The 13,356-nt window shown below is 67.9% G+C and carries 9 protein-coding genes; 7 read left to right on the top strand and 2 right to left on the bottom strand.

Going from position 1 to position 13,356, the window contains the following annotated elements:
• Window positions 1-34 precede the first annotated feature (34 nt).
• From QZM35_RS04035 to QZM35_RS04010, 6 genes are all read left to right on the top strand, one after another.
• The gene (locus QZM35_RS04035) at window positions 35-1,561 is read left to right on the top strand and encodes a PLP-dependent aminotransferase family protein (RefSeq protein ID WP_301775436.1); all 1,527 of its coding nucleotides are present in this window, start codon (window positions 35-37) and stop codon (window positions 1,559-1,561) included.
• A 481-nt stretch (window positions 1,562-2,042) separates the two neighbouring features.
• On the top strand, window positions 2,043-4,928 hold the full coding sequence (locus QZM35_RS04030; RefSeq protein WP_301775435.1) for a GH92 family glycosyl hydrolase: 2,886 nt from the start codon (window positions 2,043-2,045) through the stop codon (window positions 4,926-4,928).
• 375 nt (window positions 4,929-5,303) lie between these two features.
• Window positions 5,304-5,702, top strand: coding sequence for a nuclear transport factor 2 family protein (locus tag QZM35_RS04025; protein WP_047850193.1), 399 nt, complete (start codon window positions 5,304-5,306; stop codon window positions 5,700-5,702).
• A gap of 160 nt (window positions 5,703-5,862) precedes the next feature.
• Window positions 5,863-7,680, top strand: a complete 1,818-nt coding sequence (xsc, locus tag QZM35_RS04020; RefSeq protein WP_089427823.1) for a sulfoacetaldehyde acetyltransferase — start codon at window positions 5,863-5,865, stop codon at window positions 7,678-7,680.
• Window positions 7,681-7,809: 129 nt separating this feature from the next.
• Complete coding sequence (pta, locus tag QZM35_RS04015; protein ID WP_301775434.1) at window positions 7,810-8,844, top strand: phosphate acetyltransferase; 1,035 nt, start codon at window positions 7,810-7,812, stop codon at window positions 8,842-8,844.
• On the top strand, window positions 8,841-9,608 hold the full coding sequence (locus QZM35_RS04010; RefSeq protein ID WP_089427825.1) for a sulfite exporter TauE/SafE family protein: 768 nt from the start codon (window positions 8,841-8,843) through the stop codon (window positions 9,606-9,608). The genes pta and QZM35_RS04010 overlap by 4 nt, the downstream gene beginning before the upstream one ends.
• 88 nt (window positions 9,609-9,696) lie before the next feature.
• Here QZM35_RS04010 and QZM35_RS04005 read toward each other — a convergent pair whose 3' ends face one another.
• Both QZM35_RS04005 and QZM35_RS04000 read right to left on the bottom strand, forming a co-directional pair.
• Window positions 9,697-11,418, bottom strand: a complete 1,722-nt coding sequence (locus QZM35_RS04005) for a cobalt chelatase (RefSeq protein WP_174971838.1) — start codon at window positions 11,416-11,418, stop codon at window positions 9,697-9,699.
• Window positions 11,415-12,404, bottom strand: a complete 990-nt coding sequence (locus QZM35_RS04000; RefSeq protein WP_301775433.1) for an AAA family ATPase — start codon at window positions 12,402-12,404, stop codon at window positions 11,415-11,417. Before QZM35_RS04000 ends, QZM35_RS04005 begins: the two co-directional genes overlap by 4 nt.
• A 196-nt stretch (window positions 12,405-12,600) precedes the next feature.
• On the opposite strand from QZM35_RS04000, the gene QZM35_RS03995 reads away from it, so the two are divergent.
• Window positions 12,601-13,353, top strand: a complete 753-nt coding sequence (locus QZM35_RS03995) for an IclR family transcriptional regulator (protein WP_301775432.1) — start codon at window positions 12,601-12,603, stop codon at window positions 13,351-13,353.
• Window positions 13,354-13,356 lie beyond the last annotated feature (3 nt).

The raw sequence follows: 13,356 nt of genomic DNA, 5'->3' as shown, positions 1-13,356 counted from the left end.
CCTCGCGTTTCCCGTACCGATCACAGGAGGAAGCATGCCGAGTCGTACCCCGACCGCCTTATGGGCCCAGCAGTTCCGGCGGTCGTCGGCGTCGAGCCTGCAGGACCAGATCCGGCGGATGCTCGTGGCCGCGATCCTCGACGGCCAGCTCGCGCCCGATGCCGCGCTGCCGTCGAGCCGCGAGCTCGCCGACCAGCTCGGCGTCGCGCGCAACACCGTCGTGCTCGCGTACCAGATGCTCGTCGAAGAGGGCTACCTGATCTCGCGCGAACGCAGCGGGCACTTCGTGAACCCGAAGATGCTCGAGGGCGTGCCCGGCTTCGCGGCCGCCAAGCCCGCCGCGCAGCCCGGCGGCGGCGACGACACGCCGGGCCGCCCCGCATGGGACAAGCGCATCGCACATCCGCCGTCGAGGCAGCGCAACATCGTGAAGCCCGCGAACTGGCAGCATTACGAATATCCGTTCATCTACGGGCAGTTCGACCAGTCGCTGTTTCCGACCAACGACTGGCGCGAATGCTGCCTGAAGGCGCTGTCGGTGATGGAGATCCGCAACTGGGCGCCCGACCTGATCGAGCGCGACGACGAATCGCTGATCCAGCAGATCCGCACGCGCGTGCTGCCGCGGCGCGGCGTGTTCGCGATGCCCGACGAGATCGTCGTCACGAACGGCTGCCAGCAGGCGCTGTACCTGATCGCGGACCTGCTGTGCGGCAAGCACTCGACGGTCGGCTTCGAGAACCCCGGCTATCCGGACGCGCGCAACATCTTCGAGAACCGCAACGCACGGCTCTTGCCGCTGCCCGTCGACGGCCACGGGATCGCACCCGACGCGCTCGGCGCAACGCTCTCGCGCTGCGACTACGTGTACGTGACGCCGAGCCACCAGTGCCCGACCACCGCGACGATGCCGGTCGAACGCCGCCGCGCGCTGCTCGATTGCGCGCAGCAGCATGACTTCGTGATCATCGAGGACGACTACGAGAGCGAGAACACGTTCTCCGGCACGCCGCATCCGGCGCTGAAGAGCCTCGACACGGCCGACCGCGTGATCTACGTCGGCAGCCTGTCGAAGACATTCGCGCCGGGGCTGCGGCTCGGCTACGTGGTCGGGCCGCGCGAGCTGATCCGCGAACTGCGCGCGCTGCGGCGGCTGATGGTGCGCCACCCGGTTGCGTATATCCAGCGCGCGTTCGCGACCTTTCTCGCGCTCGGTCATCACGACGCATTGCTGCGTCGGCTCGCGCATGCGTACAGCGAGCGCTCGCAGGCACTGATGGCCGCGCTCGATGCGCACTTGCCGGAAGCGCGCTACGTGCCGGTGTCGGGCGGCGCGTCGTGCTGGGTCGAGGGCCCGCCGTGGCTGGATGCGACGCGCCTCGCCGCCGATGCACAGGAAGCCGGCATCCTGATCGAGCCGGGCAGCGTGTTCTTCATGAACGATGAAGGCGACGCGCGGCGCTGCTTCCGGATGGGGTTTTCCGCGATCCCGCTCGAACGGATCGAGCCGGGCGTGCGGGCGCTCGCGCAATGCGTGCGCACGCAACGTCCGGTGGACTGACCGCACGTGAACAGGCATCGTGCGCCGGCGCTGCGCAGTGACCCGGAAGCACGAACGTTGCGTGTGCGGCGGCTGGCGAAACCCGTTTCAACGATCGGCCGTGAGTCATCCTGCAACGTGACTCACGGCCGCATGATTGCCGACCGCGTTGTCAGGTATCGATGAATCGCAGACGTGAACGCAAGATGCATCGATTCGACCGGCAGGCCATATCCGCTGCTTCATCGGACACCGCGTGCATCGCTCACGCTTGCACACCGCTACAGTGCGGCTTCAACACACGATCGCCTGGATTGTTTTCGTTTCGATTCGTTTAGTAAATCCAATAAAAACATTACAACTCTCCAAATCCGATTGACAACGGATTCATCCAAATCCTAGTGTTACGACGCTGAAAGACGGCAACAATCCACGACGAACCGACGGTTCGATCGATTGGACTGCCGATGAAAAAATGCATGGATAACCGGAGGGGGCGATCATGATTCGATTCACGACGCTCGCGGCAATCCTGGCCGCGGCGTGCGCGTTGAGCGGGTGCGGAGGCGGTGACGGCAGCGACGGAACCGCGGCGTCGGCATTGGCGGCACGCCCGTCGGACGCCGTGGCCGATACGACCAATCTCGATGACAACCGCAACCTGTCGTTGACACAGTACGTCGATCCGCTGATCGGCACGCTCGCGAGCAATTCGCCGAACCCGGTACCGGCGGGACAGGCCGGCAGCGTCGAACCGGCCGCCGGCCTGCCGTCGGGCATGGTGCAGTGGGCGCCCGACACCAACACCACGCCGGCGCCGAGCAACAGCCAGGAGCCGAACTCGCCCGCCGGCTACTACTACGACATCCACTCGATCCAGGGCTTCAGCCTGACGCACATGCCGGGCGCCGGCTGCAGCGGCAACAACGGCGAATTTCCGGTCATGCCGACCACCGACCCGACGCAGCTCTCGCCAACCTTCAGTCATGCGAATGAAACGGCCAGGCCCGGCTACTATTCCGTACTGCTCGACTCGCAGATCAAGGTGGAACTGACCGCCACCCTGCGCACCGGCTTCGGCCAGTTCGCGTACCCGGCCGGCAAACCCGCGCTGCTGGTACTCGACGCGACCCGCACCAACACCAAGACCTCGACCACCGGCGCCATCACGCAGGTTTCCGACAGCGCCATTTCCGGCAGCACGATCGGCGGCGGCTTCTGCGGCAACTCGGTTCCGGTACCCGTCTACTTCTACGCCGCCTTCGACCAGGCTTTTACGTCGGCGTCGATTACGCACGGCGTGGCCCAACTGGGTTTCCGCCCGGGCCAGACGGTCAGGATGAAGATCGGCCTGTCCTACGTCAGCGTCGCCAACGCGAAAGCCAACCTCGACGCGGAAAATCGCGGCTGGGACTTCGCAGGTGTCCGCACGCAGGCCGACCGTATCTGGAATGACCGCCTCAACAGCATCCGCGTAGCGGGCGGCACGCTCGACGCGAAGAAGAAGTTCTACACGGCGCTGTATCACGCGCTGTGGGCACCCAGCATCTTCAGTGACGTGAACGGCCAGTACATCGGCTTCGACAACACCGTGCATCAGGTCGCCAAGGGCCAGCAGGCCCAGTATTCGTCGTTCTCGGGCTGGGACATCTACCGCTCGCTGATCCAGCTGAAGTCGATCCTCAATCCGTCCGAGACCAGCGACATGATCCAGTCGCTGATCAACGACGCGGATCAATGCGGCGCGATTCCACACTGGGTCAACGACAACGTCGAGGACGGCGTGATGCCGGGCGACGCCGGTTCGCTGATCGTCTCGAACGCCTATGCGTTCGGCGCGCGGCGCTTCGATACGCGGTCCGCGCTGCAGCACATGGTGAAGATGGCGAACATCCCCGGCACGGCCTGCAACAACGTGACCACCAACGGCGGCCGCGCGAGCTACCTGCAGACCGGCTACATCACCAACGGCGAGTGGGGGCAGGCTTCGTCCACGCTCGAATACACGAGCAGCGATTTCGCGATCTCGCGCTTCGCCGGGGCGCTCGGCGATACCGCCACGCAGCGCATGCTGCTGAGCCGCTCGGCCTACTGGCAGAACCTGCTCGACACCACGCTGACGCCGCCGCTGATCGCGGCGCGCCAGTCGAACGGCGCGTGGATTCCCGAGACGCCGAGCAGCGGCGACAACTACGTGGAAGGCAATGCCGAGCAGTACACGTGGATGGTGCCGTACAACGGCGCCGGCCTGTTCGCGCAGCTGGGCGGCAATGCGGCGGTGACGTCGCGGCTCGACCAGTTCTTCACGGTGCTCAATGCGGGCCTGAGCCTGCCCAACTTCTACATGGGCAACGAGCCGACCTTCGAGGTGCCCTGGCTCTACAACTGGGCCGGGCAGCCGTCGGGCACGCAGCGCGTGGTGCAGCAGATCCTCGCCAGCGCGTTCGGCACCGGCCCCGACGGCTTGCCGGGCAACGACGACCTCGGCGCCGTGTCGGGCTGGTATGTGTGGGGCGCGCTGGGCCTGTATCCGCAGATCCCCGGCGTGGCGGGCCTGGCGATCGGCAGTCCGCAGTTCCCGCAGATCGACGTCCGGCTCGGCAACGGTCGCACGTGGCGGATTCGTGCCGAAGGTGCACCCGCGTCCAGCTATGTGCAGTCGCTGTCGATCAACGGTCGCGCGCACGATGTGCCGTGGGTCGCCTACGACGACATCGCGAACGGCGCGACGCTGCACTTCGCGATGGGCAGCGCGCCGTCGCAATGGGGCAGCCGGAAGCAGCCGCCGTCGTTCGGCGTGCCGGTGGCGGTCAACGCGATCGACAGCTACAACAATCGCGGCTTCAGCGCGGACGGCGCGACCAATGCCGACGGCCAGGGCGCGGACTTCGACGGCAGCCTGTTCAGCTACTCGCTGAATGCGCTGGCAGCGGCGGGCGTGCAGCCCGGCAAGCCGTTCGCGGTGGCCGGCGCCAGCGTCGCGGTGGCGGGTGGGCCGCTCTCGCTCGACAACACCGTGACCGTCGGCCAGACCGTGATGCTGCCGCCGGGATCGGCCGGCACCGGCGTGGTGGTGCTCGGCTCGGCCAACAATGGCCCGAGCAGCGGCACGGCGCAGCTGAATTTTGCGGATGGATCGAGTCAGGCTGTGACGCTGGCTTTCGACGACTGGACGCTGAATGGCGGCAGCGCGCATGCCAGCGCGGCGATCGCCGTCACGATGGCGTACCGCAATTCGGGCAGCGGCCAGCAGGACAACGTCAAGACCTATATCTTCGCGCAGAAGATTCCGGTGCCGCTCGGCAAGGTGGTGACGAGCATCGTGCTGCCGCGGCAGGTTAGCGCCGGCAAGATGCATGTGTTCGGGATCGGGATGACGGCGTCTTGATGTCCGCATGACCGGCGGGGATGCATCGGGCACTCCGATGTATCCCCTCGTCGGCCGGCGCTGCTGCCGTGCGGTTTCCGCCCGCCGTGACTCATCGTGCAACAGCGACGGATTCGCGACACTCCCCTGCGGCTGATCTTTTTGCCCATTGATCCGCACCGGTGATTTCTGTCGATGCGCGTCAACGAACCCGCCGTCGGGCAGCCACCGGGCGCCGGTAGCCGGGCGCACCGGCCCGGCTTCTCCCGCTGGCCCAAGCGAATCCCCCCCACTGGCGCTACCGCCAATAACAAGCGCTCACTAACGTGTCGATACCGCGTGCCGCATGCGCGCCAGCGCCTTGCGCACCGCCCACCATTCGACAGGAGACACGTTATGGCAGATACGCTCACCGGCCCCGTCACGGCCGCCACGCTCGCGGCATTTTCCGACGCCTTCAACCGGCACGACGCCAATGCGTTGATGGGCTTCATGACCGAGGACTGCGTGTTCGACGCGGCCGGCGGCCCCGACATCCACGGCACGCGCTTCGTCGGCCGTGACGCGGTACGCGCCGCGTTCGAAGCCGTGTTCAAGACCTTCCCCGACGCGCACTGGGGCCACGGCCGCCACACCGTCGCCGGCGAGCGCGGCGTCTCCGAATGGGTGTTCACGGGCACGCACGCCGAAGGCTGGCGCATCGAGGCCGAAGGCTGCGACCTGTTCGAATTCCGCGACGGATTGATCGCCGTCAAGCGTGCCTTCCGCAAGGAACGGCCGAAGCAGCCGGCCTGAGCGCACCGCCCGGGCCACCGTGCCCGGCGCGCATTTTGAAACGAATCGATTCATTTCATTCCACATTTCCCGGCAGCGGGCGGAATTACTTGACCGGCCTTCCCCAGCAAATAGCATCTGGAACAAGACGTTCCGTTAATTGAACAATCGGAGACAACCCATGAGCGAACAATCCACTTCCCTGCGTGCATCGGCTAACGGTCCGCAGGACATGACGCCGTCCGAAGCCTTCGTCGAGACCCTCGCGGCCAACGGCGTGACCGACATGTTCGGCATCATGGGCTCCGCGTTCATGGATGCGATGGACATCTTCGCGCCGGCCGGCATCCGCCTGATTCCTGTCGTGCACGAACAGGGCGCGGGCCACATGGCCGACGGCTATGCGCGCGTATCGGGCCGCCACGGCGTCGTGATCGGCCAGAACGGCCCCGGCATCAGCAACTGCGTGACGGCGATCGCGGCCGCGTACTGGGCGCATAGCCCGGTCGTGATCGTCACGCCGGAAGCCGGCACGATGGGCATCGGCCTCGGCGGTTTCCAGGAAGCGAACCAGCTGCCGATGTTCCAGGAATTCACGAAATACCAGGGCCACGTCACGCACCCGGCGCGGATGGCCGAATTCACCGCGCGCTGCTTCGACCGCGCGCAGGCCGAGATGGGCCCGACCCAGCTGAACATCCCGCGCGACTATTTCTACGGCAAGGTCAAGGTCGAGATTCCGCAACCGCGCCGGCTCGATCGGGGCGCCGGCGGCGAACAGAGCCTCGACGACGCAGCCGCACTGATCGCGCAGGCGAAATTCCCGGTGATCATCTCGGGCGGCGGCGTCGTGATGGCCGACGCGATCGAGGAATGCAAGGCGCTCGCCGAACGGCTCGGTGCGCCGGTCGTCAACAGCTACCTGCACAACGACTCGTTCCCGGCGAACCATCCGCTGTGGTGCGGCCCGCTCGGCTACCAGGGCTCGAAAGCGGCGATGAAGCTGCTGTCGCGCGCGGACGTCGTGATCGCGCTCGGCTCGCGCCTCGGGCCGTTCGGCACGCTGCCGCAGCACGGGATGGACTACTGGCCGAAGGACGCGAAGATCATCCAGATCGACGCCGATCACAAGATGCTCGGCCTCGTGAAGAAGATCTCGGTCGGCATCTGCGGCGACGCGAAGGCCGCGGCGGTCGCGCTCACGCAACGCCTCGAAGGTCGCACGCTCGCGTGCGACGGCTCGCGCGGCGAGCGCGCCGACCAGATCGCGACCGAGAAGGCCGCGTGGGAAAAGGAACTCGACGACTGGACGCACGAGCGCGACGCGTACAGCCTCGACATGATCGAGGAGCAGAAGCACGAGAAGCCGTTCAGCGGCGGCCAGTACCTGCATCCGCGCCAGGTGCTGCGCGAGCTCGAGAAGGCGATGCCCGAGGACGTGATGGTGTCGACCGACATCGGCAACATCAACTCGGTCGCGAACAGCTACCTGCGCTTCAACAAGCCGCGCAGCTTCTTCGCGGCGATGAGCTGGGGCAACTGCGGCTATGCGTTCCCGACGATCATCGGCGCGAAGGTCGCCGCGCCGCACCGCCCGGCCGTGTCGTATGCGGGCGACGGCGCGTGGGGCATGAGCCTGATGGAAACGATGACCTGCGTGCGCCACAACATCCCGGTCACGGCCGTCGTGTTCCACAACCGTCAATGGGGCGCGGAGAAGAAGAACCAGGTCGACTTCTACAACCGCCGCTTCGTCGCCGGTGAGCTCGACAACCAGAGCTTCGCGGCAATCGCGCGGGCGATGGGTGCGGAAGGGATCACGGTCGACCGCCTCGAGGATGTCGGCCCGGCGCTCAAGCGCGCGATCGACATGCAGATGAACGAAGGCAAGACGACGATCATCGAGATCATGTGCACGCGCGAACTCGGCGACCCGTTCCGTCGCGATGCGCTGTCGAAGCCGGTGCGCATGCTCGACAAGTACAAGGACTACGTGTAACGCCGCGTCGCCGACGCACCCCGTTGCCGGCCGCGCGCCCCTCTCGCGCGGCCGGCCCTCCGGCCGGACGCCGTGCCCCGTGCGGGCCGCCGCATCCGGCCGTTTTTTCTTTTCTTACCCGAGCGAACGATGAAAGCCCTCGACCGCATTCTCGACGCCGCGCGCCGCCAGCCGATGCGCATCGCACTGTGCGAAGCCGACGATCCGCGCGTGCTGCAGGCCGCCGCGCGCGCGACGCGCGACGGCATCGCCCGCATCGTGCTGGTCGGCAACCGTGCGGCCATTCACGCGGCGGCCGCGCGCGACGCGATCGATCTCGACGGCATGACGCTCGTCGATCCGGCCACCGCCACGCAACGCGACGCCTATGCCGACACGCTGCACGCGCTGCGCAAGAGCAAGGGCATGACGGCCGATGCCGCGCGCGACGCGGTGCTCGACCCGCTCTGCCACGCGAACCTGATGGTGCGGCTCGGCGATGCGGACGGCTCGGTCGCGGGCGCCGTGCATGCGACGGCCGACGTCGTGCGCGCGGCAATCCAGCTGATCGGCGTCGATCCGGCGTTCCGGATCGTGTCGAGCTTCTTCCTGATGATGCTGTGCGAGCCATTTCACACGATCAAGGGCGGACTGATCTTCTCCGACTGCGCGCTGGTCGTCGATCCGGACGCCAGTCAGCTCGCCGAGATCGCGATGGCCGCCGCCGACAGCGCGCAAGCGTTGCTCGGCGAAGCGCCGCGCGTGGCGATGCTGTCGTTCTCGACGAGCGGCAGCGCGCATCACGCGGCGGTCGACAAGGTGACGGCCGCGACCGCGCACGTGCGCGAACTCCGCCCCACCCTCGCGATCGACGGCGACGTGCAGCTCGACGCGGCGATCGTCGCGGAAATCGCCGAGCGCAAGATCGCGCATTCGCAGGTGGGCGGCCACGCGAACGTGCTCGTGTTCCCGAGCCTCGAAGCCGGCAACATCGGCTACAAACTCGCCGAACGGATCGGCCGCGCGAAGGCCGTCGGCCCGCTGCTGCAAGGGCTGCGCCGCCCCGCGAACGACCTGTCGCGCGGCTGCAGCGCCGACGACGTGTATCACGTGATCGCGGCGACCACCGTGCAGGCGCAGGCGGCCGCGCAGCGCGCCGCAACCGGCGAGGCCGCACACGCATGACCGCCGACAAACTGGCGATCCTGATCGCGGTGATCGGCGCCGGCAGCTATTTCCAGACCGTCACCGGGTTCGGGCTCGGGATGATCGTGATGGGCGCGACGAGCGGCTTCGGGCTCGCGCCGCTTGCCACCGTCGCCACGCTGATGAGCGTCGTGTCGCTCGCGAACGGCGCGACCGCACTGCCCGGCCGGCTGCATCACATCGACTGGCGCGCGGTCGGCGCGGCGACGCTCGGCATCCTGCCGTCGGTCGTCGCGGGCGTGCTGCTGCTCGAATGCCTGAGCCGATCGGCGGCTGACCTGCTGCAACTGATCCTCGGCGCGGTCGTGCTGTATGGCGGACTGAGCGCGGCGCTGCGGCCGACGCCGCTCACCGAGCGCTCGGACAACCGCAGCTTCTTCGTCAGCGGCCTGTTCGGCGGCTTGCTGAGCGGGATGTTCGGCGTGTCGGGGCCGCCGCTGATCTTCCAGTTCTACCGGCAGCCGCTGACGCTCGTGCAGATCCGCTGCGCGCTGATCGTGCTGTTCACGACGACCTCGGCCACGCGCGTGCTGTACAGCGCATGCGAAGGCCAGCTCGATCGCGACATCTGGCTGCTGGCCGCGATCGCGACGCCGGTCGTGATGCTGACGACGGTGGCCGCCCGCCAGTACCCGCCGCCGCTGTCGCCGGTCGCGCTGCGCCGGCTTGCGTTCGGCGTGCTGATGGCGATCGGTATCGGGCTGATCGCGACGTCGCTGCCGCCGCTGCTGCATCGCGCTTGATGTCGCGCGGCACGCGCCGCGTCGAACCGCCTTGGTTCCGGCGATCGATTCGGACTCGACGCATCCGCGTCGAATGCGGTCACCCGCGTCACCGCCGCGCGCCGATCCATCCGGCGATTTCAACGAGCCGCTTCATGTCCGGCGCCGACGCAAGATCGATCGCCAGCCGGTGCCGGTAATACGGGCCGAGATCGAGCCCGACACCCAACCCGAGCACTTCGACGCGGCCCGCCGACTCCTGGCGCGCAACCACCTGCTTCAGGTGGTTGTCGAGGTAGAACGGATCGTTCGCGAGCGCCGTCGCGCCGTCCATCGGGCTGCCGTCCGAGATCACGACGAGGATCTTGCGTGCCTCCGGCCGCGCCGCGAGCCGCGCGCACGCCCATTCGACCGCTTCGCCGTCCACACCTTCGCGGAACAGATCAGCCTTGAACAGCGCGGCAATGCCCGTGCGCGCATGCCGCCAGCGGGTATCCGCGTCCTTGAACACCAGGTGGCCGGTTTCGTTGAGCCGGCCCGGATGGCGCGGCTTGCCGCGCGCGAGCCAGTCCTGCCGCGCACGGCCGCCGTTCCAGGCGAGCGTCGTGAAGCCGAGCACTTCGGTTGCGAGACCGGCGGCGTCGCCCGCGCGGGCCAGCGTGTCGACCATCAGCGCGACGCCGTCGATCCACGTCTTCATCGACCCCGAGCAGTCGATCAGGAACGCGAGCGCGCAGTCGGCATGCGGCCGCACGCGTTCGAGCCGGAACAACCGCCGTTCGGCCGGCGAGCTGACGAGTTGCGCGAGCCGGCGGCCGTCGAGGCGGCCATGCTCCTCGCCGAACGACCAGCCGTCGGCTTGCGGCACGACGAGCGCCGCGCGCAGCACACGCGCGAGCCGCGTGACGTTGATCCGCTGCGCGGCGACCTGGGCGTCGAGCCGGTCGCGATACTCGCGCAGCAGTGCCGCGCGGATCTGCGCGGCCGGTCGAAGCTCGCGATCGTAGCGCGTCGTGTATGCACGGTAGACGGCGTCGCCGCCTTGCAGCACGACGCTGTCGCCCGTCTCCACGAGTGCCGGCATATCGATGCCCGTCTCGTCGAAATCGACCCAGAGCGAGAAATTCGTCAGTGCATCGTCCTGCTCGCGTGCGTCTTCCGTCTCCGTTTCCACGACGGCTGCACGCGCATCGCGGATCATCGCCGCAATGCACTTCGCGAGCGCGAGTGCATGTTCCGCAAAGGCGCGCTGATCGTGCCGGCACCGCTTGAGCCCGGCAAGCTGCACGCCGATCTCGGGCACGATCGCCGCGCGCGATGCTTCGATCAGGTCTTCCGTCTCTTCGAGCACGGGCCAGCCCGTCAGCCGCGACCATGCGATCTGCGCGACCGTGTACACGAGAATCCCGACATGCGTATCGGCCTGCCCCGACCGGTGAAACGCGCGTGACCAGGTCTCGAAGCGATGACGCAGGTTCTGCACGACACCGCGCATGGCAGGCGGCGCGAGCGACTCGCAGCGCAGTTGCTCGAGCATCTCGAACAGCACGCGTTCGACCGGATCGTCTCCGGACAGCGCGCGATGCAGGTCCGCATCGGAATGCAGGATGCGCAGCGCGGCACCGTCGGCCGCGCCGCGCCATGACGCGAGATCGTCGTCGGCGGCCTGCGCGCGCAAGTGCGGCGCATGGAACGGCAACGGCCGCAAGTCGCGGCACACGCGGCCCGCGCGGTAATGCAGCGCCGCGTCACGCGTCAGCGCGCGTACCGTCGACGCACCCAGCGCTTCGCGCGCCGACGCGCGGCGCGCGGCGTCGCGATCGGCGCTCACCGCCCTGCCCCCGACTCGCCGCCGCCGGCCCGCGACGCAACCGCCAGCTCCTCGCCGAAACAGCGCTGGTAATACTCGGCGACGACCGGCCGCTCCGCGTCGTCGCACTTGTTCAGGAACGTGAGCCGGAACGCGAGCGCCGGATCGCGGAAGATCTGGCAGTTCTCGGCCCAGTTGATCACCGTGCGCGGCGACATCAGCGTCGACAGGTCGCCGGTCGCGAAGCCGTTGCGCGTCAGTTCCGCGAGGCTCACCATCGATTCGAGCAGCGGGCGGCCGGCTTCGTCCGCGAGTTCCGGCACGCGCGCCCGCACGATGCCGATCTCCTCGTCGCGCGGCAGGTAGTCGAGCGTCGCGACCACGTTCCAGCGGTCCATCTGCGCGTGGTTGAGCATCTGCGTGCCGTGGTAAAGCCCGTTCAGGTTGCCGAGCCCGACCGTGTTCGCGGTCGCGAACAGCCGGAACGACGGATGCGGGTGAATCACGCGGTTCTGGTCGAGCAGCGTGAACTTGCCGTCGCGCTCCAGAATCCGCTGGATCACGAACATCACGTCGGGCCGCCCCGCGTCGTATTCGTCGAAAATCAGCGCAACCGGGCGCTGCAATGCCCACGGCACGATTCCTTCCTGGAATTCGGTCACCTGCACGTCGTCGCGCACGACGATCGCATCCTTGCCGACGAGGTCGAGCCGGCTGATGTGGCCGTCGAGGTTCACGCGCACGCACGGCCAGTTCAGCCGTGCCGCGACCTGTTCGATATGCGTCGACTTGCCGGTGCCGTGCATCCCCTGCACGAGCACGCGGCGGTTGCGTGCGAAGCCCGCGAGGATCGCGAGCGTGACGTCCGGGTTGAAACGGTATGCATCGTCGATATCGGGTACGTGATCGTCGCGCGTACTGAACGCGGGCACCATCAGGTCCGAATCGAACCCGAACCGTTCGCGGACCGACACCATGCAGTCCGGCTTGTTCGCCACCCCATCCATTGCGTTGCGCTCCTGTCGTTGCTGTCGTTGCTGGCCGCGCGGGCATCGATCTTCGCGCCCGCGCCGGTCGCGTTTATGGAACGATTCGTTCCATCGCTGAAAATGCGTGCCGGGTTGCCGCGCCCACCGCCCCACGCGGCCGGCCTGCCGGGCCGTTCGGTACAATGGCCGCCATCCAGTTTCCGGAATGCCTGCCATGCTGCCCGCGGATACGCCCACGCTGCGCGCCTTCGCGCTGCTCGAACATCTCGTCCAGGCCGGCGACGCCGTGTCGCTCGCCGATCTCGTGCGTGAAGTCGATATCCCGAAGGCGTCGCTGCACCGGATGCTCGCGTCGCTCGAAGCCGGCGGCCTCGTGATCCGCGAGCCGGGCCGCAAGAACGCGTATGCGATCGGCCCGCGGCTCGCGCGGCTCGGCACCGGCGTGATGCTGCATGCGGGCGCGCGCCGGCTGCGCCACGCGATCCTCGAACGGCTCGTCGCCGATCTCGGCGAAACCTGCAACCTCACCGCGCTGCACGACACGGAAGTCGTCTATCTCGACCGCGTCGAAGCCGACTGGCCGCTGCGGCTCGACCTGAAGCCCGGCTCGCGCGTGCCCGCGCATTGCAGCGCCAGCGGCAAGCTGCTGCTGGCGCTGCTGCCGCGCGACGAACGCGCCGCGCTGGTGCGCGCACTCGCGCTGCCGCGCTACACGCCGAACACGATCTCGGACCCCGAGCTGCTCGAGGCCGAACTCGACCGCACCGCGCACAAGGGCGTCGCGATCGACAACGAGGAATTCGTCGCGGGCATCGTGTGCATCGCGGCGCCGATCGTCGGCGCCGACGGCGCGTGCATCGCCGCGGTCGCCGTGCATGCACCTGTGTCGCGCGCACCGCTGTCGCGGCTGCTCGACCACGTGCCGCGTTTGCAGGAAGCGGCCCGCGCGCTCGCGGACACGTTCTAGTTC

It is taken from the genome of Burkholderia sp. AU45274 (assembly GCF_030482505.1).
In the GTDB taxonomy this organism is placed as follows: Bacteria; Pseudomonadota; Gammaproteobacteria; order Burkholderiales; family Burkholderiaceae; genus Burkholderia.
This window is presented reverse-complemented; position numbering and strand designations above follow the sequence as displayed.